Genomic DNA, 26,170 nt, shown 5'->3' on the forward strand with positions numbered 1-26,170 from the left:
TTACACCGCACCCCCTTGTGCATTTCCTCCATGATGTCATCTTGAAGTTGAACATGTTTATCTTTAATATTTAGTAAGTCTGCGATATAATTCATATGAGCCAAGTGAATTCTCCTTTTAGTAATGTATGGTAACTTTATTATATAGGAATTCACTGGCTTTTTGTGTACATACAAAAAAAGGTGTCAGTGAGATTTCTCTCACCAACACCAAAAATTCAAGAACCATAAAAAATTGAGGGAGTCCATTCGGATTCCCTCAATTTTTTATGCTTTAAGTTCTTTACCTAAGGCAATGATATGTTGTTTTAATTCATCTTTAATTTCTGGATGATCCAGACCGATTTCGACACTCATCTCAAGGAAGCCAAATTTACTTCCTACATCGTATCTTTTACCATCAAAGCGTTTAGCAAAGACGCGTTGCGATTTGTTTAGTGTGTCAATCGCATCAGTTAATTGAATCTCGTTCCCAGCACCTGGTGCTTGGTTTTCTAAGATTTCAAATATTTCTGGTGTTAATAAGTAGCGTCCAATAATAGCTAAATTACTTGGTGCATCTTCTGGATTTGGTTTTTCCACAAAACGCTCTACATTATAGATCCCTTCAGCATACTCACGTTCTGGAGCAATGACACCATATTTGTTTGTATCTTCATAAGGTACTTCCATAACCGCAATGTTCGACGCATGTGTTTCGTCATAAACATTAATCAATTGCTTCGTTAGCGGAACCTCACTTTGCATCACGTCATCACCAAGCATAACAATGAATGGTTCATCGCCAATGAAGGCTTTTGCTTGAAGTACTGCGTGGCCTAGACCTTTAGGATAAGCTTGGCGGACAAAGAATAAGTTAACATTGGTTGTGTCGTTAACAATGTCTAACAAATCTTCTAAGCCGTTTTCTCTAAGATGTTCTTCTAGTTCGATATTTGAATCGAAATGATCTTCAATCGGACGTTTACTTTTACCAGTTACAATTAAAATGTCCTCAATACCCGAAGCAACAGCTTCTTCAACAATAAATTGAATCGTTGGTTTATCTACAATAGGTAACATTTCTTTTGCCATTGCCTTCGTTGCAGGTAAGAATCGAGTTCCTAAACCAGCAGCAGGTATCACTGCTTTTTTTACTTTACTCATTGATAGACTCCTTTGTAATTAATTGATATAAGTTTAAATATTCTTGATTAATCTTATCCCATTTAAATCTTTGCATTTGTTCCATCGCTTGTTGAGACATTTGTGCATAATTTTGACGAATGTAATCAACCGCTTGATTGAACTCAGTTTGACTTTTATGATCTACACTCATCCCAATTTCTTTGTTCGAGAAGAAATTATCAAAGCCTTCACCTTTTGTATAAATGACAGGCAAGCCTTGACTCATAGCTTCTACATAAACAAGCCCAAAAGTTTCCGGATAAGAGAGCATTGCAAAGATATCCATCGAGCGATACAATTCCTTCATGCTTTCCATATCTTGTTTGCCATGATAAGTGACAACCGGCATTTGTTGTAGCTCTTTTAGAATTGAATCATCCCAACTGGGACCAATAATATGAAGTTCGGCAGGTGAGTGTTCTTGAGAATAACTTTGAACTAATTCAGCTAACTCAACAAATCGTTTCAAAGCCATAATCTTTCCGGTTGTTACGATTTTTAAAGGTTGATGCAAGTTAGACTTTTTATCTGTATAACGATTCTCATGCCAATAATCACTAACACCATTTGGAATAATATGTGCCTTTTCTTTTAGAGAAGCCTGAAGCGACTCTGGAATGTAAGTATCAAAAATTTCGTTGTAAGTATTTTTTGAAATAAATACAATTTTTGAAGCATGTTTTAAGATGTTTATTCCAGTTTTTCTCATCCAAGGCATTCTTTGAAAGAATGTGCGCATATCGGCATTACGAACAGCAACGACATATGGAATATTATATTTCTTATGAAGTTGCAGTGCGAGCCAACCGTTTGAGAATAATGAATGCGCGTGAATTAATTGATAAGACCCAAAGTCATAACGAGTGAGTAAATCCGTTAATATTAAATGATGTTTAATCGGGAATACCCAACGAGTCAGTTGATGATGATTTCGACTGACCGTAGTATATTCTCCACTCGTTGATAACCTGTCTTCTGGATATTGATGCGGGATCGGTACATAAACATCAATATCAATATCCGACTCAACTTGGCGACTATATAATTGGTTAAATAGGCCGGAAGTTGAGAAGTATGAATTTATATGTAATATTTTCATGAAAAAATCCTTCTAAAATTATTCAGCCTCTAATTCTTCAATTCGAATCTCATAAGATTCGATTCGTTCTTCAAGACTTTCGATTTGTCCGAGTATTTCATTCGAAGAGGTATATGTATCAACTTCGGGAACCCTAAATATTTGCATAAATAAATATAAAGTAATAAAGAAAATGACAATGACGATAACTAAGAAAAACCAACCATTACGATCAAATCGTCGGTCAAATTGTTCTAATCGTTTTACTAGCTCCTGCTCTAACGCGTTTCCAGTTTTATTCTCATCTGACATACAACATACCTCCTAGTTTTTTGAGCTTAAAAAGCCCATTCCCCATTTCTAAAGATTGGAACAACTGTACCGTCTTCTTTGATACCATCAATGTTCATTTCTCCGTTACCAACCATGAAGTCAACATGGACGTTTGAACGGTTTAAACCAGCGTCTTCTAATTGGTCACGATCCATTTTAGCTCCGCCTTGAACAGATGTTGCATAGGCTTGTCCTAAAGCTAAGTGGTTTGATGCGTTTTCGTCGAATAAAGTATTGTAGAAGATAATTCCTGATTGAGAAATTGGTGATTTGTGTGGTACTAAAGCAACTTCACCTAATGATTTTGAACCTTTGTTATCATTGATTAAAGCTTTAAGTGTTTCTTCACCTTGTTCTGCAGATACTTCAACAACTTCGCCATCTTTAAAGTTGAAAGTCATACCATCGATCACTGTTCCACCATAACTTAATGGTTTAGATGATGTAATTGTTCCTTCTGCACGACGGAAATCAGGTGCTGTAAATACTTCTTCTGTTGGCATATTAGCAATGAATACTTCGCCGTTTTCGTTCACACTTCCAGCACTTTCCCATACGTGATTTTTTGGTAAACCAAGTGTAAAGTCAGTTCCAGGACCAGTGTAGTGTAATTGATCAAATTGTTCAGCATTTAAGAAGTCTGCTTTTTCGTTTAATGTTGCTTCATGAGCATCCCATGCTTCAACAGGGTTTTCTTCATAAACACGAGTTGTTTTGAAGATTTGGTCCCATAATGCATCCACTTGTTCTTCAGTTGTCTCTAATTCTGGGAAGACTAATTTTGCCCATTCTTCACCCGCTCCGGCACATACTAACCAGCTCACTACGTTTGCTTGAGTGGCGTTACGTACTTTTTCTAATGCTTGAGAAGATGCTAATTGGCTTTCGCTAATTTTTTTAGGGTCAACACCTTTTAAAGCGTTTGGATTTGATGAGCGAAGTGCAATGCGTTTCGCGCGTTTATCTAATAGATCATGTGCTTCATCAACTTTGTATTGAGGAATATCCGTTAATGTTTCAACGTCTTGTCCTTCATAGTTAACTCGAGTGATGATGTCATCTGACCAGTTTACGATCACTTTTTTCGCACCAGATTGGTATGCATTTTTAACAACAAGGCGAACTAAAGGTGCTTGCTCAATATCAGCATTGATAAGTACGTAATCGTCCTCACCAACAGCAATCCCTTTATTCACGATTAAATCTGCATATTTGTTTAATAATGTATCAAAATTTTCTAACACAATAAATTCCTTCTTTCCCTCATTAGTTTTCATATTTGGCGACAATGTCATCAGCAAGTTTCTTAAGAAGTTCTTCATCTTCTTCTTCAGGGTAAAGATTAACCTTTACGCCTGTCCCGCCTTTAACGGCACCCGCTTTTTCAAATTGTTCTTCAAAGTCATCTACGGCACTGCAGAAGACAGGGTAGAAATCGTCACCTGAACCAAACACACCATACACTTTCCCAGACAGGTCCAATTCCGCCAATTCTTCATGGAATTCTTCCATCTCATCGGGTAGAACACCGTCAACACCGTATGTGTAACTTCCCACTAAGACGATATCATAGTCTAGGAAATCCTCTGGCTCTGAAAGCATTACATCTTCCATTGTTACATCGATGCCATGCTCTTCGAGCTGGGCAGACACAATTTCAGCACATGCTTCCGTATTACCAGTTAAACTTGTATAAATTATCAACGCTTCGGCCATGCATTGCCTCCTTATAATGTAATTCTAAATTATTATATCAAAGATATGTTTATTCTAACAGTTGTTATTCTTAAGAACAGTAAAACACCTACGGAATGAACCAATTATATGAACTTTGTTATAAATGTATTAAGACAATTAAAAGAGACAGAAGTTATGCTATAATATGCCAATGAACAAATAATTATGTGAGGTGTGAATATTGGCTATTTTAGTACCAGGTGGGGCAGGATATATTGGAAGCCACACTGTTGTAGAATTATTAAATAATGGATATGAAGTAATTATCGCTGACAATTATAGTAATAGTAGTCCGATCGCCATAGAACGAATTAAAGAAATTACTGGTAAAGATGTCGTCGCTTATGACGTTGATATTCTTGATAAAGATGGATTAAACGATATATTTGAAAAACATAATGTCGAAGCAGTGCTTCACTTTGCTGCATATAAAGCGGTTGGTGAGTCTGTTGAGAAACCTTTAATGTATTATCACAATAATATTGAAGGAACCGTGTCGCTTTTAGAAGTAATGACTAAGCACAATGTTAAAAAAATTGTCTACAGTTCATCGGCTACGGTTTATGGTACAGAGAATGTGTCTCCTTTAGATGAGACAATGCCAACTTATACAGCAACGAATCCGTATGGATACACAAAAATTGTGAATGAAAACTTATTAAAAGACGTGGCCTATGCGGACCAAGAGTGGGGCGTAACGTTATTAAGATACTTCAATCCAATTGGAGCACATGAAAGTGGTTTAATTGGTGAAGATCCTAAAGGCGTACCAAATAACTTAATGCCTTATATTACGCAAGTAGCTGTAGGTAAGTTAGAAGAATTAAGTGTCTTTGGTGACGATTATGATACACCAGATGGCACTGGCGTGAGAGATTATATTCATGTCGTTGACCTCGCTAAAGGGCACGTGAAAGCGTTAGAAGAGTTACTCGATTATACAGGAACGAATATCTATAATCTTGGAACAGGCGAAGGTTATAGTGTTCTAGACTTAGTAAATGCTTTTGAGAAAGCAACGAATAAGCCAATTAATTATAAGGTTATCGCAAGACGTCCAGGTGATGTGGCTGAAGTTTATGCGAATCCTAACTTAGCCCAAAAAGAAATTGGTTGGAAAGCTGAGAAGACACTCGAAGAAATGTGTCAAGATAGTTGGCGTTGGCAACAAAACAACCCTAATGGTTATGTAGACTAGTAATGAGGCGATAAAGTGGTAAGGAAACAAAAATTAACAAGAGACAGTTATCCTACCTATGAAGGACGGGTTAAACAAAAGTCCAAGACAAAATGGTTCATTATTCTTTTTATCTTGATGATTTTAGTTATCATTGCTGGATTTTATATCTTCTATCAGTATTCGACGATAGAAGAAACTTATCAATCAACAGTATATGAAGAAGAAATTGTTCCTCATCTTGCTGAGCAACAGGACATAGCAGACGAGGCGCCATATACAGTGTTGTTCGTAGCTTTGGACAATGTTTATTATGATGGTGCTCAAGTTGAGGAAGCCTTATGGTCAACACTTTACTATGTTGATCCAGAACAAAATTCAATTCAAGCGGTGAATATTCCGATGAATTTAATCGTAAGAAGTAACGGCAATGAAGAGGTGAATCTTCTAACTTATGCTGACGGTGGCCTCACAAGTATTAAAGAGACGATAGAAAGTTTATTTGAAGTTGAATTGAATTATATTTCTGCAATGCGACTGCAAAACATTCGTGATATCGTAGATCCAATCGAACCTATTACGGTGAATGTCCCAGTAGATATTGAAGATTTATCAATTAATAGTAATCAAGCAGTTCAATTTAGTGGTATAGAAATCATGAATTTAATTGATGAAGGGAACGAATTACCTACTTTAGAGCAATCGGATCTTCATCATGCGATATTAAACAGCCTTTATACACATTTCTTTAAGTTTGAGAATATATTACAACTTCCAGAAAATTTTGAAAATGCTGAATATGTTATCCAAACTGAGGTGCCTTTTACAAAATTAGTTGAAATTTATCGCAATGATGATTATAATTTAACGAATGTCGACCTCAATGAGTTAGTTCAATTAGAAAGAACTCAAATGGAACATCGATATATATACTTTGCAGACTTGATTGAAATTAAAGAAGTTGTCTCAAGAATGGCTTCTGCTATAGATGAGTTTGCTAATAAGGACTGAGAGTAATTTGAAACGATTTTTTACAACAAATGGTAAATTTAGTATTTGGAAAACAATACGAAATTTAATCATTATAATTATATTAGTTGCTGCAGCTATTGGAGGTTACCTATATGGTAACGTTCTAAACGCAATTAATAATACGAATCAAGACGTAAATGTACAAAACATTCGTGACACAAATGTGCAGATTACTGAAGGAGATCCAATTAATGTCTTAGTAGTAGGGACTGATGGGGGCGCAGAAAGACAAGAGGACGACGGTTATGTGAGTCGATCTGATACTTTAATGCTTATTAATTTAAACCCAGAAACCGGTACAACGAAGATGGTCAGTATTCCGCGAGATACGATTACAAATATTGATGGTCAAGATGAACCCGATAAGATTAATCACGCGTATGCATATGGTGGGATTGATTTAACAATTGATACAGTACAAGATTTCTTACAAATACCCATAGATTACTATTTAGTAGTGAACATGGACGGCTTATCAGAAATGATTGATGCCATCGGTGGGATAGAAATTGTGAGTCCATTATCTTTTGAATATCGTGGAACTGAGTTCCATGAAGGAGAGCGAAGAGAAGTAGATGGTGTGAAGGCGATGAACTTTGCTCGTATGCGTTATGACGATCCCCAAGGTGAGCTTGGACGTCAGAACAGACAAAAGATTGTTATTAAAGCCATCATTGATAAAGCGTTAAGTTTAGATGCAGTCGTCCAATATCCAAGGCTAATTAATGTAGCTAGTCGATATGTAACGACCAATGTTGATTTGAATGAAGTATTATCAATCTACCAACAGTATCTGCCAGCATTAAATAATATTTCTTCAGTACAATTTGAAACGTTAGAAGAAATTCAAATTGATGAAATTGCCTACTATCACATACCTTTAAATGCTCGGGTAAAAGTTGCGAATGAGTTTCGTTATGTGAGCAACATGCCTTCAATTACAGCAAGTGATTTAGAGGATCCACTAGGTATCCAAGAAAGTGAAGAGCGAGCTAAATCTTTAGCGGTTATTATTAATCAATATCCAACAGGACTTTCAGAAGAAGATTTACAAGAACTGAACGAAAGACAAACATCGTTAGAAACGGCTAGGGAAACAATTGCCCAACCCGCTCCTGTAGAGAATAATAACTCAACACCAAACAATAATGATTATTGGGAAGAACCAGAATATAGCCAACCAACACAACCGACTCAACCGAATTATCCGCCAGAGGATAGTTCAGCTCAACCACCGGTAGAAACTCAAGAGCCGGAAGTTCCTGCAGAACCAGAATTACCTGAAACTAGTACACCAGATTATGATGACGGTGAAAATGAACAAGAAGGCAGTTATTCTGAAGAAGCTTCTAATTCTACCCAAGCAAATGAAGGACAAAGCTCAGGAACAAATGATTCGAGTATTAGTTAATCGCTAATACCTGAATAAAAAAGCGCTGACGACAACACTCACGATGGATTAAATTATATCATTGTGGGTGTTTCATCGCGTTAAAGAGTCGACTTTAATAATAGATAAGTCAAAGTGCTCAGAATTTTATAGAATGATGTAAGGATGGGGATCGTTAAGATGAGCCAAAAAGTGAATAAACGTATTCTTCATATTATGAGTAGTCATGGTGGTGGAATATCAACATTTATCCGTAATTTAGCAACAGAGATTCATCGATTTGGAATTGTATTTGATGTTGTAACTTACGGACCATGTCCACCAGAATTTGTTGAGGCCATTCGTCGTACAGGTGGCGATGTGTATCAAATTAAGAATCCGAAAAAAGAAGGATGGAGACAGTTTTACAAATCATTCTCACGTGTCATTAAGTTATATCATTATGATGTTATCCATTGTCATATAGCTGGCTACCGTGCTTTAGCTTACAAAACGATTAGTAACTTCCAAAGTGAGGCTGAATTTATTATTCATGCCCATCATTATGTCGATGACAATCAATTAAGTGTCGCACAACGTTTTTTACATTATCTTAACCAGATGATTAACCAAACTGTCTCTGCTAAATTTGTTGGATGCAGTCGCGATGCTGTTCAAGCGCTTTTCGGTTACAAAATCGACCGAAAAGACATGATTATCATACCGAATAGTATTGAGCCTGATGATTTTATATTTGAATCGGAAGAAGAAAATAACTTTCGTGAAAAGGGACGGGAACACTATGGAATATCAAAGGATACCATAGTCGTTGGACAAGTAGGACGACTTGCACCAATTAAAAATCATGCCCTAACTTTACAAGTAGCTGAAATAGCAAAACTAAAGAAATTAAATATGAAGTTCATTATCGCAGGTAGTGGAGAACTTGAAGAAGAGTTGAAAGAGCGAATTGGAGTGAATCAATTAGATGATTATGTTCAATTAGTTGGACGTATCTCACCGATTGCAGAGTTATTTCCGGTCATGGATGTGCTTTTCTTCCCGTCAATTAACGAAGGATTAGGTACTACGGCCATCGAAAGCCAAGCTGCAGGCGTACCCGTCGTCTTATCACATACAATTCCAATGGAAGTGGAGTTGGGGATCGATTTATTGTATCGAGTTAATTTAAGTGCAGCGCCAAGTGATTGGTTAAAAGAAGTGCTTAAAGCATCTCGAGAAAGTAAAGTAGATTCAAGTGAGCGCTTAATGGCACTTGAGAGAAATAATTACACTAATATTCAAGCGGCTAAGCTATATGCAACATCGATAGCTCAATACACTAATTATTAAAGGTGATATAAATAATGAAACAATTTATGAAAAGGTTAGCGGGCTTTAGCTTAGGACCAATCTTAGGCGCAGCCATCTCTTTGATTTTGTTCCCCATATTTACAAACGCACTCCCAATTGAGGAGTATGGTCGAGCGGGAACATTCGAAACCTTAATTTTACAAATTCCCAATTTTATATATATTGGGATGGATCAAGCGTTTACTCGCGAATATAACCATATGGATAATAAAAGAAACTTGATGCAACAAGCGATGCTTCTACCGTTAATGTTAGGTGTGTTTCTTGTTGCAGTATCAGCTGTTTTTTCAGTTCCATTTTCTGAATGGCTGTTCCAATCAGGGGATTACTACTACATCGTTTGGTACGCTGGAGTTTGGGTGTTAGCAACGATTGTAGAGAGATTTTTACTTTTAAGTATACGAATGCAAGAAAAAGCCGTCGAGTTTTCGTCCTATAGTTTACTACTTAAAGTTGGAAACTTCATAGTATCTATGGGAATGATTTTCGCTGGAGTGAGAGACTTTAGAGCCGTTGTTTATGGTTTGATTTTTGGTCAAATCTTAGCTGATTTAGTCTTATTTTTCCGTTACAGAGATTTATTGGATTTCCGTGGTTTTCAAATTGATCCAAAATTAATTAAGAAAATGTTCCTCTTTGGAACACCGATTATGATTGCAAGCTCTTTAGCTGCTGCGCTTAACTCCATTGATATTATAGTATTGACTGAGTTTTCAAGCTTAACGGATATCGGAATTTATAAAGCAGGGAGTAAAATAGGTAGTATTATCGGAATATTAAAAACGGCCTTTGCGAGTTTTTGGATTCCGACAGCCTATCGTTGGTATGAAGAGAATAAATCGATGAAACACTATAAATTTATTAGTGATATTGTCTTATTTTTATTATCAGGGTTATTCTTCGTTATCTTAGTCTTAAGGTATCCAATATCCTTAATTTTAAGTTCAGACGGGGAATATTTAGATGTTCAGTACATTATGGGGCTATTAGCATTTCCTCATATTATGTATACTTTGTCTGAGACAACGACATTGGGAATCGTATTTTCAAGAAAGACACATTATAATATCTTTGTAAGTATTATGTCTTTAGTTGTAAGTGTCATTATAAACTTATCACTGACTCCTTTTATTGGTTTCAGAGGGGCCGCATTGGCTTCAACAGCAGCCTATGTTGTTTTCTATCTTGCAAGAACGTATTTTTCAAGTCGAACAGGATTTTACTTTGGACAAAAGAAACAAATAATTACGATGTTAATTATGATTACTGCTGGTCTAATTAATTTATATCCATTGGATTACAGCATTTTTATTACGATTGGTTTAGGTTTATTGGCATTAGTTGTCCAAATACCAACCATTAAAACAGCACTAGAAATTAAGAATCATCCTGGAGAATGGGATTTTACTTAAAAGTTAGAAGGTGAACAACTTTGCGAAAATATTTAATACTGATCGTTGCTTCGGTCTTTTTAGGGACGGAGATATTAGCGATTCCAACACCGGTAGCACAAATTACGATTTATCGTTTACTGGTGATTGGTATGATAGCCATCTTTGGTTATCAAATACTCAAACAAGATCCAAATATTAAAATCATCCCGAATAATACGGCCACCGTCATTACTGGTATTTATCTTTTTTGGTGGGCCTGGGGAGCAGTGTCAGTCATTTGGACGATTGATGTGATGAATTGGTTCCAAGCAATGTTCTTGCTTACATTAGGTGTAAGCAGTGTAGTTGGTTTGTACTTGTGGACGAATGATTTAGTCACTTGGAAAGTTCTGATTAAGACAGTTTGGATTATGATGACATTTTTAGCACTTTGGGGTTTTTATGAGATTCTTACGAATCACTATGTTTTCGCTAATTTAGAAGCGTTAGATAAGAACAATACCTTTGCTACTCAGCCATCATCTCGTATACCGGTAACGACCTTTACAAATCAGAATGATTACGCAACTTTATTACTCGCATACTTGCCAGTAAATTTAATTATGCTGAATCTCAATCGTCACTCGATTCGACGATATTTATATGTGATTCCAATACTATTAACAGCATATTTAATTTATCGAAGTGATTCACGAATGATTTTACTGAGTTTCGTACTTTTCTTTTTTATGGTTATACTATTACAATTTAATTGGGATATAAAAAGAAAGTATATCTTAAGCGCGATAGGTATCGGTCTAGCCCTTATCGTTGGCTTGATTATATTTGTTCCATCGCTAAATGATATGGTCTCGCACTTGTTTTATCTAGGTGGCGATTTCTATAATACAGGCGATTCACGCCGAATTAACCTATGGCGAAATGGTTTAGTATTCCTAGCAGAAACTTTCGGTTTTGGAGTGGGAGCGGGGAATATTGAAATATGGATGGATATGTTGCCATTTTTACCTATTGATGAATTTACAAACATTCATAACTGGTGGCTTGAGATACTAGTCGGTTATGGTGTCATAGTATTTGTCCTATACGTTGTAAGTTATGGCTTATTAATCCAAGCTTTAAACCGACTCCGTCATCATGAATCAAAAGTCATTCGTCAAATTGCAATTAGTTTTATATCGTTCTTAGTTGTATATATCTTTGCGAGTATCACAAGTGCGAATAACATGTTGATTGAATGGCATTGGGTTTACTTTGGAATAATGATTAGCTTTGTGAAGTTAATGGAAATGAAGAACGTCACGAAACCAAAAAAGAATGAGGTATGAATATGAGTTTAGCAACAATAATAAATGAGTTATGGCGATTTTTTAAAGATAATATTGTAAGAATATTAATTGGCGCCTTAGTTATATCTGTGATTACTGTCGGTGCACGTTATTTTATCACTGATATTTTATTATCTGACCGCCAAGAGGCTGCAGATTACCTTGAGGATGTTTATACTCAAGAACCGAGTTCATTTAAAGCAGTGGTAACGATTGAAGATGGTCAAATCTTCTCGAATCCACATTTATTTGATGATTACTTTACATCGCCTCAAGTAGTTGAAGCGGTTGAAGAAACAACGGGAATTGAATTCCAAGAAACAATTGATAGTGAAAAAACATTGGAGTTATTTAAAACACCAACGTTTCGTGGGTCAATCTCTGCAGTGAGAGATAATGCTTCCGGCGTTTTTATCTTCCGAGTGTTAGCAGGGAAGACAGCCGAAGAAAATTTAGCGATAGCGAATGCTTACCGTGACTTATTAGTTTCAGGTGAGATTCCATTTATGGATAACCAATTTGCAGATATCACTTTAGAACCTGTGATTGGTGAAGTATTGGATACAGAAGAATATCTAAGTTTACCAACGGTTGAGACATTGAGCGTATATCGTTCGAATAATGCGAGATCATTAATTGTATATGGTGTCTTAGGCTTCGTTGTTGGACTGATCTTAACAAGTGGAATTGTCTTCTTACAAAGATTGCGTAAGAGCAAGATTAATTATGCCTTTGAGTATGCATGGGACTTAGATGATCAGCATATACTTGTTCATAGTAGCCATGAAGGTGCTGTATATAATGTTCAAGATGCGATTCGTATACCAGCGGTTAACTTACGTTGGATTATTTCTCAAAGTGCTTTAACTGAGGACTTTAAAAATACAAATGATTTATCAGAACGATTTATTTCGAAGTTGCAAGAAGTTAAGAGTGATGAACAGGCACCGAAACAAATTGTGATTGTCATCCAAGCGAATCATACAGAGAAACGTTGGTTAAAAGACCAAATGACAATGGCGACTTTATACAATGTGCCATTGAAATTAGTTCACGTTTATTAATTAAGGAGGCTAAAATTTGCCAACTTTTGAAGAAGGTTTAGTATCCATTATCACACCCGTGTATAATGCAGAACGCTTTATTAGCGAGACCATTGTGAGTGTTATTAAACAAAGTTACACCAATTGGGAAATGATCTTAGTCAATGATTGTAGCCAAGACAACTCGGTTGAAATTATTGAAGGGTTTGCTAAAGAAGATAAGCGAATTAAATTAGTTACTTTAGCTGAAAACAGTGGGGCAGCCGTGGCACGTAATACTGGAATCGAGAATGCCAAAGGAAGATATATTGCTTTCGTTGATAGTGATGATTGTTGGTCGGAGTCGAAACTGACAGAACAACTTGTATTTATGCAAGAAAAACAGGTTGGTTTTACATATACGGACTTAGCATTAATCAACGAATTAGGTGAGGTATTAAAAGACCGCGTCAATGTACCGGCTTCCTTCTCGTATTCAGAGCTATTAAAAAATACAGCCATTGCCTGTTCGACGGTCGTCATTGACCGCGAATTAATTGGAGATTTCCGTATGCCTCTTGTTCGAAAAGGACAAGACACAGCAACGTGGTTAATGTTAATGCGTGAGCGAAAAGTTAAAGCTTATGGCTTACAAGAAGTTCATAATTATTATCGTCAAGTTCAAGGTTCGATTTCAAGTGACCGGATTGGTGCATTGAAACGGACGTGGAATACTTATTATAATTTAGAAAAATTACCATTACCCAAAGCAGTGTATTATTTTTCACATTATGTATTAAATGCAGTATTACGCCGATTATAAGTATAAAAGTCTGAGACGCAGCGTGCGCCTCAGACTTTTTTTATTTCTTTTTGATTGGATGTCTTAAGATAGTTTTAAGTTTGTCGGAATCTGTTTTTCGTGTAACTGACAAATAGATTTCATGATGATGCTTGATGTCACTAATATCTAGTTGATAGCCTTCTTGGTTGATATAGTCATGCATCTTAGACACAGAATGTACTTCATCGTCATAAGGTCCAATATGGAGGATTTGGACAGTTAAACCTTCAGTTATCGTTGTAAGATAGACGTTTGCAGTGTTGATTTTCTTCTTGTTTAGAACTTCATTTTGAGCCCACTCAAAGACTTGAGGTGTGACATACTCTGGCATTCGCAGCTTCATAACCCATTGGAAGTCTTCTTTTCTTGATGAATCCACACCATGTACACCGTCTTGCCACCAATATCCTTCAAGCGGTGGAACAACAAATACAAAGAAATCATCAATTGTGTAGCCATTACGCTCACTCATCCGAATCGTGTAGGCTAGGCTATATATTTGTTTTACTGCTGCCTGGTATTCCCCGTCTAATTCATTCGGGTCACCCATACCATCAATCGCAATAAACTTCATCTTAGGTATATCAATAATTTCTGGTATTGTTTTTGGTTTATAAAACTGCTTCTCTTTTTTTTAAAAATCAAAAGGCATATCTTACTCATTCCATTCATATTCATGCTATATTAATACTATAATCTATTATACATTGAGCCAGGCAAGTTGTATTTAAGAAGATTATTTTTTATTTTGTTAATAATACTTGCAAGCGTTACCTTAAATCATTTAAACTATAAATATTGAATTATTGGAGGATATTATGAAAATTAGCTTATTAGAACCATTACGTGTACCAAAGGAATACATTGAAGAATTGGCACAGCCATTAAAAGATTTAGGCCATGAGTTTGTCTATCATGAAACAAAAACAACAGATCCAGATGAATTATATGAGCGTAGTAAAGACTCTGAAGTGGTGATTATTGCCAACAATCCGTATCCTAAAGAAGTGATTGAGAAATTAGACAAAACTAAATTTATCGATGTTGCTTTTACAGGGGTAGACCATGTAGATAACGCTAGTGCTAAAGAAAAAGGCATTAAAATCGCAAATGCATCGGGTTATGCTACTCAAGCAGTCGCAGAATTATCTATTGGTTTAGCTCTGAATGTTTTACGTGAAGTGAAACAAGGAGACTTAGATGTCCGTAAAGGCGACGATTTTCCAGGATTAATTCAAGGACAAGAAATTCATGGAAAAACAGTCGGTATTATTGGTACCGGGACAATTGGAATTCATACAGCAAAACTATTCAAAGCTTTCGGAGCTAAAGTCTTAGGGTATAACCGCTCAGAGAAACAAGAAGCGATTGATGCGGGTGTTGAATATGTAAGCTTAGATACACTGATTAAAGAAAGTGATATTATCTCAATCCATCTTCCAATGACTGAAGATACTAAGCACACAATCGGTGAAAGAGAGCTGGATAATATGAAAGAATCAGCTATCTTAATTAATGTAGCTAGAGGACCGATTATTGATAATGAAGCTTTAGCAAATGCTTTAAATGAAGGAAAAATCGCTGGTGCTGGTATTGATGTCTTCGACATGGAGCCACCAATTCCAAATGATTACCCGTTACTTCATGCAAAAAATGCATTGTTAACACCACATGTTGGTTACTTAACAAATGAAGCAATGGTCCTTCGTGCTCAAATTGCCTTTGACAACGTAATGGCATATATTAACGGCGAAGATAAAAACATCGTATCTATTTAATATAGAATGGACTCACAGTCAGATAGTATTGAGGACGAACGCTAATTAGATCCTTCAATATTATCTGGCTTTTTTGATATCAAACGCAATGTAGGAGGAAGTTTATGACAGAAAGATTGACAACAAGTCTCACTTGGCAAGAGAAAGATGAACACTTTGCTTACGATGGGCCTCTCGGTCCAGTATTAAATTCTGATGGGACAGCTGTATTAAGATTATGGTCACCGAGCGCTAAATCGGTCCAAGTATTATTGTATGATAAAGACAATCAAGAAAAACAAGTCGCAGTAGTGGAAATGAATTCACACGACAAAGGTTTATGGGAAGTGACATTGAATCAAGACACAGTGTCTGGTATCGATAATTTCAATAATTATTGTTATCATTACCAAATTAACCGTGAAAGTGAGTCCGTCTTAGCCTTGGATCCTTACGCTAAATCACTGGGTACTTGGAATAGCCACGACGAAGCATCGTATATTGCCAAAGCCGCGATTGTTGCACCAGAGAACATTGGGCAAAAATTAGACTTTGCTAAAGTTGAAAACTATAAACGAAGAGAAGATGCTGTAATCTACGAAGTTCACGTGCGGGACTTTACATCAGATCCATCAATTAAGGATGAACTACACCACCGTTTCGGAACGTTTGAAGCGATGACGGAACGATTGGATTATATTCAGTCGCTTGGTGTCACGCATGTGCAGTTACTGCCTGTCTTAAGTTACTATCATGCGAATGAATATGAGACGGGTGAACGCTTCTTAGAATATAAATCAGCTTGGACGAACTACAACTGGGGCTATGACCCCATGCATTATTTCGCTTTAACAGGGATGTATTCGATTAACCCAGAAGACCCATCATCCCGGATTAAAGAGTTTAAAGAACTTGTGAATGAAATCCACAAAAGGGGAATGGCAGTGACACTGGACGTCGTGTATAATCACACTGCAGAACTCCATATTCTTGAAGATTTAGAACCTGAGTATTATCATTTTATGGATTCAGATGGTACATCAAGAACTAACTTTGGTGGCGGACGTTTAGGAAGTACCCACTATATGACTCGTCGCTTAATTGTTGACTCATTAAAGCACTTAGTTGAAGAATTTAAAGTTGATGGCTTCAGATTTGATATGATGGGAGATTTAGATGCAGAAACAGTTCAATTAGCCTATGATGAAACGGTCAAAATTAATCCAAATATCTTAATGATTGGTGAAGGTTGGATTACGTACGTTGGAGATGAAGGTGCTGAGGACGTTCAAGCAGCGGATCAATTATGGATGTCAGATACAGAAGCTGTTGGCTCATTCTCAGACGAAATACGAGACGAGTTAAAATCTGGTTTTCAAAGTGAAGGGAAGCCACGCTTTATTACTGGTGGGCGCCGAAATGTGCAGAAGATTTTCGATAATATTAAAGGGCAACCGCATAATTTCGAAGCGGACCAACCAGGTGATGTCGTCCAATATATTGAAGCACATGATAACTTAACTTTACACGATGTTATTGCCCAATCTATTAATAAAAATCCATTGCTCCATACGGAAGAAATCCATCAACGGATTCGCCTTGGAAACTTAATAGTATTAACATCTCAAGGGACAGCATTTATTCATGCCGGTCAAGAATACGGTCGTACCAAACAATTTAAGCACCCAGAATTTAAAACCATGGTAGATGAGTGGGGCGATATTCCAGATAATTCTACTTACTTTACTAATAATAATGGGGACCCGATTGAGTATCCATACTTTATTCATGACTCTTATGACTCGTCCGATGCGATTAACAAGTTTGAATGGGAAAAAGTTAGAGGAGTGAATGGTTACTCAATTGAGAATACAACGATGGAGCATATGCGCGGCTTAATTCAACTCCGTCATTCAACAGATGCCTTTAGATTGGCGGATAAAGAACTCATTGATATAAATGTTCAACTATTAAATATTCCAGAAATTCGTGAACGTGACGTTGCGATTGCTTATAAAGTGAGAGGAACTCAAGGGGACGAGTATATTATAGTGATTAATGGAAACAAACGTAGTCGTACGTTCACATTACCGGAAGAAGTTGAATTGGCGCAAGTGATTGCCGATCAGGATCGGGTTGATACTGAACCTTTAATGCAACCCCAAGGCATTGAAATGTTATCTTCAACACAAATTAAATTAGCTGGTTTAAGCGCAGTCATTTTCAAGAAATAAAGTAAACATAAGAAAAACGTCGGAATTCCAAATCGAATTCTGACGCTTTTTTGCTTATTTTCTCATGTTTAACATTTTGAATCGAACGTGCATGTATATCTCTAAGATTGAATCTGTAAAAAATACACCTAAAGCAATCGCTCCAGCGATTGAAAGAGTTTGTATGAGATAATAATTACTTAGATCATAGTCTCCTTGAATAAAGTAAAGAGCTGTCTGATAAATCGCAGACCCAGGCACAAATGGGAAAAAGGCTGGGATATAAAAGATGGTTACCGGTGCTTTAAAACGACGCGCGAAGAATTGGCCAATTAATGATACAACACTACAAGCAAAAAATGTTGCTAAAGCAGCACCCATTGGGTTTGCCAATAGAAGATATACAAGGTAGCCTATTGCTCCCGCATAACCCGTCTTAAAGATGAGGGATCTAGGTGCTTCGAGCGTAATGGCAGCTGTGATTGTGGCTACATATGACCCGATAACTTGGATAATTATACCAACCATGATGTAACCTCCCCGTAAAAGTAAAGGCCAATTGCGACTCCAATTGCTAAACTCAGTGCAATAACAATCGCGTCAGCGACACGAGCGACACCAGAGATATAATCTCCTTTCAACATATCCCGAAGGCCATTGGTCACAGCAGTCCCCGGATATAGAGGCATTAAACCACCAATGATAATAACATCAGTTGATATATCAAGTGGAACAACTGAAGCAATTACATTGGTTAAAAATGCAGTCACTAAGGTTGATGCTACGCCATAAATAAAGTCATTCAAATGGAATAAGTCTTTTAAAATACGTGAATAAGCTACAAGTAAGCCAGTAAAGATTGAAAAGACACTATCCCAAAAACCTCCACCTAAAAGAACAACAAAGGCAACCACTAAGATAACTGTTGCCAAATCTTTACTAAATACCGTGTAATCTGAATCATCTACCACCTCGAGACGTTCAGCTGCTTCATCAATCGTAATTTGACCACTTGTCAGTTGACGTGAAATATTATTTACTCGGTAAATCTTATTTAATTGGTTACTACGGTCTGTTATTCGACGGACTAACGTAATACCTTCGATTTCAGGATCTGAATCATCTAAAGTAACATATAGACCTGTCGTATTTGTGATGACTTCCGTGTTAGAAAGCCCACTAGTTTGAAGAATACGTCGAACCGTATCCTCAACTCGATAACTTTCAGCATGAGACTCTAGCATAATTCTACCTGCTGTTGTTGCTACTTCAACTATTTTTTTATGTTTCTTTCTCATAAAGATATCACCCACCTTTTGTTAAATAATTCGTTAAGAGACATCCAAAATATGGTAACATAGAAATTGAGTAATCACTATTTAAATATAATTAAATTTTAATAAGGAGTGATTTCATGACATTGTTATATATATATTTAGTATTTGCCTTTGAATGCAAGGATGCCAATACAATTTACATATCCATTGATGATAAGGACAAGCCATTATATCAATTATATTTTAAATATGATAGAGAATGTACAAACTTTCAAAAAGTACTCCACAATTATTCAATGGAAATGGAACTACATAAATATTCGATTAAAACTCAACTCGGATTTATTTATAAATTTATTGAAACAAACCCATTTATGTATGAGTACCAATATACCTTATCGAATAAAAGAAAGTAGAGTGAGGTAAGACGTATGAAAATCACAAAAATTGCACAACAACAGAAACAAGCAAATCGTTATTCAATCTTCGTTGATGACGAGTTTTTTATTGGTGTCGATCAAGAAATTCTAATCGAATACGCTTTGCGTAAAGACCAAGAAGTGGATCAAAACTTATTAGATAAGATTAAATCAGCAGAGAATGATCATAAATTATACTCTGCTGCGATTAATTATTTATCTTACGGAATGCGATCGATCAAAGAAATGCGCGACTATTTACATAAGCAAAGAGATAAAAAAGAAAAAGAAGAGGATTCAATTGCACCTTCAGAAGAAGTGATTGAGAATACCTTGGATCGCCTAATTCGTCAAGGCTATTTAAATGATTTGGAATATGCAAAAAGCTATGTCCGAACAAATTACACACTAAAATCTAAGGGACCAAACATTATTCAAAATGAATTGAAAGTCAAAAAGGGGATAAATGAAATGACAATTCTAGATGCAATGGACGAGTACCCAGAAGAAGAACAAAGCGAGAATATCCAAACACTCATTGATAAATTCATCCGAACAAAAAAATCATTGCCCCCCAAAATGATGCGTAATAAATTGTATACTCATCTACTCACCAAAGGCTTTGACAAAGATTTAGTGAATCAACATATGAGTGAATTAACCTTTGATGATGCTGAAGATGATCAAGCAGATATGTTAGAAAAAGAAGCAGACAAGTATTTAAGAAAACATCAACGCCGATTTAGCGGCTATGATTTAAAACAAAAGATGATTCAAAGTCTACTTAGTAAAGGCTTTGACTATGAAATGATTAAAATTTGGCTTGAAGATAACGAAGCCGAAATGAATGAATAGAAAGTGGATTAAATGACGAACAAAAGACAAAAGTTAATCGAACAGTATCTAATCAATTGGAATGAAAAAAAGATAAAAGCATTCCGAACTCAATTATTAGATTGGTATGATGCGAACAAAAGAGACTTACCTTGGCGACAAACGAAGAACCCTTACTATATTTGGGTTAGTGAGATTATGTTGCAACAAACGCAAGTCAACACAGTTATACCTTATTACGAACGATTTATTAAAGAACTACCTACAATAAGAGATTTAGCTGAAGTGGAGGAGTCTGAATTAATGGGTCTATGGCAAGGTTTAGGCTATTATTCACGTGTACGTAATATGCAATTTGCAGCCCAACAAGTGATGGCTGACTTTAATGGGGAGATGCCTAATACCTTGGAGGGCTTACTTTCATTGAAAGGTATCGGTCCATATACCGCCGGTGCGATTGGTAGTATTGCGTTTAATCTTCCAGAACCCGCGTTAGATGGTAACTTAATGCGGATTGTAGCTCGCTTATTTGAAATAGACCGTGATATCACTTTAAATAAGACGAAAAATGAATTCACTGGAATCTTATATCAGTTAATTGATCCGGAAAGGCCAGGGGACTTTAACCAAGCTCTGATGGATATTGGTGCCACCATTATGACGCCAACAAATTACCAACCTGAAGATAGTCCAATCAAAGAATTTGATCAATCTTATCAGAATAATACGAGTCATCTATACCCAGTAAAGAAAAAGAAAACAAAAGCAACCAAACACCACCGAATCGCCTATGCGATACGAAATCATAAGGGTGAATGGTTAATGCGCAAACATAATGACAAAGAACTTTTGACGGGTCTGTGGCATTTTCCAATGGTTGAAGTGAATGTAGTTATGGAAGGCGCGACGAGTTCTGAATTGATAGAGCCTTTAGTGAATCATTTAGATGAAAGTATTGATATCAGTGAATTAAAGCTAGACCGATCATTGATATTGGATGAAGAAGAAGGCTTTGAACTCTTGCCAACATTCGCACAAGTGAAGCATGTATTCTCACATCGGATTTGGCAAGTACAAGTGATACCATTTTTACTAGATGGGACAGCAGATTTGAATGAGGAAGACTTCAAATGGGTAAGCATTCAAGAGCTAGAATCCCTACCAGTATCAACTTTACAACAAAAATTGTTTAATAGTATCGTATCCGATCGAGAATAAAGAAAAAGTAGAGGAATAATATGAGCAGATTATTTAGATATTTTGAAGGCTACAAGCTTAGTAGTATCTTCGGACCTTTAATGAAATTAGTCGAAGCAGTTTTAGAATTGCTAGTCCCAATGATTGTAGCATTAATTATTGACGTTGCCATCCCAACTGGAGATGTAGCAAATATTATCAAATATATTTTGGTGATGTTTGGAATTGCTGCAGCTGGGCTAGCCTTTTCAATTACAGCACAGTTTCTATCAGCAAAAGCAGCTGTAGGTTTTGCTGAAAATTTAACCAATGATTTATTTGAATTTGTTTTACAATTACCAAAAGAAGTATATGGAACGATTTCTCCCGGGAGTATTGTCACTCGATTAACAAGTGATACGTTCCAAATTCAAAGTGGATTGAATACATTTTTCCGCTTATTCCTTCGTTCACCTTTTATTGTATTTGGTTCTTTAATTATGGCCGCACAAATTGATGGACGAATGACACTTATATTTTTAGCTATGATTGCCATTTTATTTGTTGTAGTAGGTGCTATTATTTATTTTGCCAATCCATTATATACACAAATACGAGAGCAATTTGATTTATTAGTGACATTAACACAAGAACAAATGAAGGGTATGCGTGTGATCCGCGCTTTTCAGCAAAAAGACCGTGAAGTGAATGAATTTAAAGCTCAAAACAAAAACGTCACTACCGACCAAATTCGTGTAGGTTTCATTAATGCTTTCACTAATCCACTCACTTATATAGTGGTGAATGTTGCTTTGATTATTGTTCTTTGGCAAGGTGGGAATTTTATTAATTCCGGATCATTGACCCAAGGTCAGCTAGTCGCTTTAGTGAATTATTTATTGGCTATCTTAGTGGAATTAGTGAAGATTGCATTTGTCATTACACAATTAAACCGAGCATACTCAAGTGCTAAACGTGTAGGGACTGTCTTTGAACAGCCACTAGAATCTGAAGTGTTTGAGAATAATAGCCAGCAAAATGAAGAGAAGCATACAGTTTTAAGTTTTCAAGATGTGACTTTTACATACCCGAATGCAACGAAACCATCGCTATCAAATATTGATTTCTCAATTAAAGAGGGCGATTTTGTTGGGATTATCGGTAGTACTGGTTCTGGTAAATCAACCTTACTTCAATTAATTACAAAAACTTATGATGCCCAAGAGGGTGGCGTTTTCTTCCAAGAAGATTACTTTAATACGGATTCAAAACGTGACTTAAGAGAGAATATAAGTGTTGTTCCAAGTAATGTTGCATTATTTAAAGGAACAATTCGAAGTAACTTATTATTAGGAAATCCTGAAGCGACGGAAGAGATGATGTGGCAAGCGCTAGAAGATGCACAAGCATTGGACTTTGTTCGCTCATATCCAGAAGGTTTGGATAAAGAAGTCGCTACTTTTGGACGTAATTTCTCTGGTGGTCAAAGACAACGTCTAACGATTGCACGAGCACTAATTAAACCGTCATCATTATTAATCTTTGATGATTCAACGAGTGCCTTGGATTATGTTACTGAAGCAAATTTCCAAAGAACGCTGAAAGAAAAGTATAACGACCGTACGATAATTATGATTTCTCAAAGAACACATAGTTTACAACAGGCAAATAATATCGTGGTCTTAGAAGAAGGAAGACAAATTGGCTATGCTAGCCACGAAGAGTTACTGGCAAATAACCCTGTGTACCAAGAGATTTATGCATCACAAAATGTGAAGGAGGTAGCGGATAATGGAGAACACTAATAAAAGCAGTTCAAGTATTTTGAAACGATTATTTTCTGACCTATCTGGACACAAATTACTTGTTGTTCTTTCGTTAATATCAACAGTTATCCAAGTAGGATTGACTGTTTACCTCCCAATTTTAATCGGACAAGCCGTTAACCAGACGATTGGTGAAGGGCAAGTGAACTTTGATGTCTTATTACCAACACTTATGAATATGGGAATTGTGATTGGACTCAATGCGATTGTTCAGTGGGTTAACCCAATTTTATTCAACAAAATTACATATGAAGTTATAGAATCGCTTCGTAACCGTGTGCTTGAAAAAGTTCACTCATTGTCTTTAAATTATATAGATCAACGCAGTACAGGAGATTTAGTGAGTCGAGTTACCACAGATACCGAGCAATTAGGTGATGGGTTGATTATGATTTTCAATCAATTCTTCATTGGTATATTAACTATTTTCATCACTATCTTTACAATGGCACAACTTGATTTAACCATGATGTTACTTGTTGTTGTGTTAACGCCGATTTCATTATTTATCTCACGTTTTATTGCAAAGAAAAGCTACTCACTTTTCCGCCAACAAACGAAGGCACGTGGGGAACAGGCGGATTTTATCGAGGAAAATATTCAACAAGCTGATATTGTTAGATTGTTTAATTCTCAAGAAGAAGCGACGGAAACTTTTACTAAACTCAATGCTGATTATAGTGAAAAGTCCAAGTGGGCAATCTTTTACTCGTCGACAATTAACCCAGGAACGCGTTTTATTAATGCTTTGATATACGCAGCGTTAACATTTTTAGGAGCCGTTCGAATTGTGAATGGAACGTTTACTGTGGGAGAGTTAACGACATTTTTAAATTATGCGAACCAATATACGAAGCCATTTAACGACATTTCAAATGTGCTCGCGGAAATTCAAAGTGCTCTGGCTTGTGCGGATCGACTATATACAATTATCGATCAGCCAGAAGAGGTAGAAACTGGACATAGATTGATTGATTCAAGTAATGTCGATGGAAAAGTAAACTTTAATCGTGCTTCGTTCAGTTATACAAAAGATAAAGAGCTGATTACTGACTTAACTTTATCAGTTAAAGCAGGTGATACGGTAGCAATTGTTGGGCCTACGGGCGCTGGTAAATCAACATTAATTAATTTACTGATGCGTTTCTATGACTTAGATCAAGGACAAATTTTAATTGATAATGAGCCGATTACCGACTTTACTCGCGAATCTGTTAGAAAGCAATTCGGGATGGTGCTACAAGAAACTTGGCTAAAAGGTGGAACGATTCACGATAATATCGCTTACGGTCATCCAAACGCATCTAGAGAAGAAGTGGTGAAAGCAGCCAAAGCGGCTCACGCTCATCGCTTCATTGAATTGTTACCTGATGGGTATGACACAGTCTTAACAAGTGGTGGTGCTGGGTTATCAACGGGGCAACAACAATTATTATCTATCGCGCGAATTTTTGTTTCAATTCCGACAATGTTAATTCTAGATGAAGCAACATCGTCGATTGATACAAGAACGGAAATTCTGATTCAAGAAGCATTTGATCGCTTGATGAGAGGGCGCACGAGTTTTATTATCGCCCACCGCTTATCAACCATCATGAATGCGGACATGATATTAGTTATGAAAGATGGTTCCATCGTTGAACAAGGAAATCACGATACTTTAATGAAGGCACGCGGTTTGTACTACACAATGCAATCGTCTCGTTCGTCCGAGCAATAAAATAAAACCTTACTGAGTATGAGAAATCATATTTGGTAAGGTTTTTTTGATGGGTGTGTTGGTTGGGAGTACGTCGTGAGGTGAGACTAATGCGGGTTTAATACTAATCTAGTATTCGATTTGGAAACGAATGCGAAATTCTGGGTTAACGGGACTTGTCATATGGTGACAAGGGAAATTGGGTGTTTAACGGGACTTGTCATGAGGTGACAAGGGAAATTAAACGTTTAACGGGACGTGTCTTTTGGTGACAAGGGAAATTGGTTGTTAACAGGACTTGTCATATGGTGACAGTGGAAATTGGAAGTCTAACAGGACTAGTCATGAGGTGACCAGGGGAATTGGAGCTCTATCAGGACATGTCATATGGTGACAAGGGAAATTGAAAGTTTAACAGGACTTGTTATGATAAAGCCCATATAATTGTGTAAAAGTAAAAAACCATAATAATCTCTTTGGTACAATGTAGTTGACAGACAAACATTGAAAGGAAGATTATTATGGCTCAATTAAATATTACCTTAAATTTAGAAGAATTAACAGAGGCAGTCATGAATAGCGATATGAATGCGATGATGAAATCATTAGCCGTCACTGTCTTTAACGCTTATATGGAAGTTGAACGTGATCGCTACATTAAAGCAGAGAACTATGAACGGACTTCGGAACGAAAAGATCAGCGGAATGGCTATTACGAACGGGACCTCATGCTAAATATCGGGAGCATCAACTTAAAAGTACCACGGACGAGATCAGGCGAGTTTAAAACAGACGTGTTTAACAGCTACCAGCGGATGGATAAAGCGTTTGTCCTTGGGATGATTGAGATGGTCATTATGGGTGTTTCTACTCGAAAAGTCACGAAAATAGTGGAACAGCTCTGTGGCGAAAATGTATCCAAGTCCTTTGTCTCAGACATCATGCAGGAATTAGATCCACAAATTGAAGCGTTTAAACAACGGTCGTTATCGCACTCTAAATTTCGTTACTTATATGTAGACGCAATGTATATCAAAGTGAGAGAGGACAATCGCGTCGTGTCTAAAGCTGTTTATATCGCCCAAGGTGTTAATGATATAAATAAACGAGAAATC

Annotated in this window: 23 protein-coding genes; 15 read left to right on the forward strand and 8 right to left on the reverse strand. The window is 36.6% G+C overall.

Features of this window, described 5'->3' with window-relative positions:
- Window positions 1-266 precede the first annotated feature (266 nt).
- Genes galU through FEZ33_RS08455 form a run of 5 tightly spaced genes read right to left on the reverse strand, consistent with a single transcriptional unit; the run spans window position 267 to window position 4,293 of the window.
- Window positions 267-1,145, reverse strand: coding sequence for a UTP--glucose-1-phosphate uridylyltransferase GalU (gene galU, locus FEZ33_RS08435; protein WP_138404968.1), 879 nt, complete (start codon window positions 1,143-1,145; stop codon window positions 267-269).
- Window positions 1,138-2,265 carry a glycosyltransferase family 4 protein gene (locus FEZ33_RS08440; protein ID WP_138404969.1) on the reverse strand — a complete coding sequence of 376 codons (1,128 nt, stop codon included), beginning with the start codon at window positions 2,263-2,265 and terminating at the stop codon, window positions 1,138-1,140. The genes galU and FEZ33_RS08440 overlap by 8 nt, the downstream gene beginning before the upstream one ends.
- 18 nt (window positions 2,266-2,283) lie before the next feature.
- Window positions 2,284-2,556 carry a hypothetical protein gene (locus FEZ33_RS08445; RefSeq protein WP_138404970.1) on the reverse strand — a complete coding sequence of 91 codons (273 nt, stop codon included), beginning with the start codon at window positions 2,554-2,556 and terminating at the stop codon, window positions 2,284-2,286.
- 26 nt (window positions 2,557-2,582) lie between these two features.
- Window positions 2,583-3,824 (reverse strand): aminopeptidase, encoded by a 1,242-nt coding sequence (locus FEZ33_RS08450; RefSeq protein WP_138404987.1) that lies wholly within the window; start codon window positions 3,822-3,824, stop codon window positions 2,583-2,585.
- Window positions 3,825-3,843: 19 nt separating this feature from the next.
- On the reverse strand, window positions 3,844-4,293 hold the full coding sequence (locus tag FEZ33_RS08455; RefSeq protein ID WP_138404971.1) for a flavodoxin: 450 nt from the start codon (window positions 4,291-4,293) through the stop codon (window positions 3,844-3,846).
- A gap of 202 nt (window positions 4,294-4,495) precedes the next feature.
- On the opposite strand from FEZ33_RS08455, the gene galE reads away from it, so the two are divergent.
- From galE to FEZ33_RS08495, 8 genes are all read left to right on the forward strand, one after another.
- A complete protein-coding gene (gene galE, locus FEZ33_RS08460) occupies window positions 4,496-5,512 on the forward strand; it encodes a UDP-glucose 4-epimerase GalE (RefSeq protein ID WP_138404972.1) in 1,017 nt (338 codons plus the stop codon).
- 15 nt (window positions 5,513-5,527) lie between these two features.
- Entirely contained in the window at window positions 5,528-6,502 is a 975-nt protein-coding gene (locus tag FEZ33_RS08465) for an LCP family glycopolymer transferase (protein ID WP_138404973.1), read from the forward strand.
- A gap of 7 nt (window positions 6,503-6,509) precedes the next feature.
- Window positions 6,510-7,934 carry an LCP family glycopolymer transferase gene (locus FEZ33_RS08470; RefSeq protein ID WP_171031338.1) on the forward strand — a complete coding sequence of 475 codons (1,425 nt, stop codon included), beginning with the start codon at window positions 6,510-6,512 and terminating at the stop codon, window positions 7,932-7,934.
- 159 nt (window positions 7,935-8,093) lie between these two features.
- Window positions 8,094-9,245, forward strand: coding sequence for a glycosyltransferase (locus tag FEZ33_RS08475; RefSeq protein WP_171031339.1), 1,152 nt, complete (start codon window positions 8,094-8,096; stop codon window positions 9,243-9,245).
- 14 nt (window positions 9,246-9,259) lie between these two features.
- Window positions 9,260-10,678: a lipopolysaccharide biosynthesis protein gene (locus tag FEZ33_RS08480; protein ID WP_138404976.1), complete on the forward strand. Its 1,419-nt coding sequence runs from the start codon at window positions 9,260-9,262 to the stop codon at window positions 10,676-10,678.
- Between the two features lie 20 nt (window positions 10,679-10,698).
- Entirely contained in the window at window positions 10,699-11,988 is a 1,290-nt protein-coding gene (locus FEZ33_RS08485) for an O-antigen ligase family protein (protein WP_235888799.1), read from the forward strand.
- 2 nt (window positions 11,989-11,990) lie between these two features.
- Window positions 11,991-13,052 carry a hypothetical protein gene (locus FEZ33_RS08490; protein ID WP_138404977.1) on the forward strand — a complete coding sequence of 354 codons (1,062 nt, stop codon included), beginning with the start codon at window positions 11,991-11,993 and terminating at the stop codon, window positions 13,050-13,052.
- A gap of 16 nt (window positions 13,053-13,068) precedes the next feature.
- Complete coding sequence (locus FEZ33_RS08495) at window positions 13,069-13,833, forward strand: glycosyltransferase family 2 protein (RefSeq protein ID WP_138404978.1); 765 nt, start codon at window positions 13,069-13,071, stop codon at window positions 13,831-13,833.
- Between the two features lie 40 nt (window positions 13,834-13,873).
- On the opposite strand, the gene FEZ33_RS08500 is transcribed toward FEZ33_RS08495, so the two are convergent.
- The gene (locus FEZ33_RS08500; protein ID WP_235888800.1) at window positions 13,874-14,455 is read right to left on the reverse strand and encodes a GyrI-like domain-containing protein; all 582 of its coding nucleotides are present in this window, start codon (window positions 14,453-14,455) and stop codon (window positions 13,874-13,876) included.
- 217 nt (window positions 14,456-14,672) lie between these two features.
- Between FEZ33_RS08500 and FEZ33_RS08505 the strand changes: the two genes are divergently transcribed.
- Window positions 14,673-15,632 (forward strand): NAD(P)-dependent oxidoreductase, encoded by a 960-nt coding sequence (locus tag FEZ33_RS08505; protein WP_138404979.1) that lies wholly within the window; start codon window positions 14,673-14,675, stop codon window positions 15,630-15,632.
- A gap of 104 nt (window positions 15,633-15,736) precedes the next feature.
- Window positions 15,737-17,845 carry a pullulanase gene (locus tag FEZ33_RS08510; protein ID WP_138404980.1) on the forward strand — a complete coding sequence of 703 codons (2,109 nt, stop codon included), beginning with the start codon at window positions 15,737-15,739 and terminating at the stop codon, window positions 17,843-17,845.
- A gap of 54 nt (window positions 17,846-17,899) precedes the next feature.
- Here the strand turns inward: FEZ33_RS08510 and FEZ33_RS08515 are convergent, their stop codons facing one another.
- Entirely contained in the window at window positions 17,900-18,352 is a 453-nt protein-coding gene (locus FEZ33_RS08515; RefSeq protein ID WP_138404981.1) for a threonine/serine exporter family protein, read from the reverse strand.
- Window positions 18,340-19,122 carry a threonine/serine exporter family protein gene (locus tag FEZ33_RS08520; RefSeq protein WP_138404982.1) on the reverse strand — a complete coding sequence of 261 codons (783 nt, stop codon included), beginning with the start codon at window positions 19,120-19,122 and terminating at the stop codon, window positions 18,340-18,342. Before FEZ33_RS08520 ends, FEZ33_RS08515 begins: the two co-directional genes overlap by 13 nt.
- A gap of 410 nt (window positions 19,123-19,532) precedes the next feature.
- Between FEZ33_RS08520 and recX the strand changes: the two genes are divergently transcribed.
- The 5 genes from recX to FEZ33_RS08545 form a co-directional block, all read left to right on the forward strand.
- Entirely contained in the window at window positions 19,533-20,375 is an 843-nt protein-coding gene (recX, locus tag FEZ33_RS08525) for a recombination regulator RecX (protein ID WP_138404983.1), read from the forward strand.
- Between the two features lie 12 nt (window positions 20,376-20,387).
- Window positions 20,388-21,572 carry an A/G-specific adenine glycosylase gene (mutY, locus tag FEZ33_RS08530; RefSeq protein WP_138404984.1) on the forward strand — a complete coding sequence of 395 codons (1,185 nt, stop codon included), beginning with the start codon at window positions 20,388-20,390 and terminating at the stop codon, window positions 21,570-21,572.
- A gap of 20 nt (window positions 21,573-21,592) precedes the next feature.
- Complete coding sequence (locus tag FEZ33_RS08535; RefSeq protein ID WP_138404985.1) at window positions 21,593-23,335, forward strand: ABC transporter ATP-binding protein; 1,743 nt, start codon at window positions 21,593-21,595, stop codon at window positions 23,333-23,335.
- The gene (locus FEZ33_RS08540) at window positions 23,322-25,076 is read left to right on the forward strand and encodes an ABC transporter ATP-binding protein (protein ID WP_138404986.1); all 1,755 of its coding nucleotides are present in this window, start codon (window positions 23,322-23,324) and stop codon (window positions 25,074-25,076) included. Before FEZ33_RS08535 ends, FEZ33_RS08540 begins: the two co-directional genes overlap by 14 nt.
- A gap of 500 nt (window positions 25,077-25,576) precedes the next feature.
- On the forward strand, window positions 25,577-26,170 hold a 594-nt coding region (locus tag FEZ33_RS08545), incomplete at its 3' end, for an IS256 family transposase (protein ID WP_171031340.1).

Origin of the sequence: Ruoffia tabacinasalis (genome assembly GCF_005864045.1) — a bacterium.
Classification (GTDB): domain Bacteria; phylum Bacillota; class Bacilli; order Lactobacillales; family Aerococcaceae; genus Ruoffia; species Ruoffia tabacinasalis.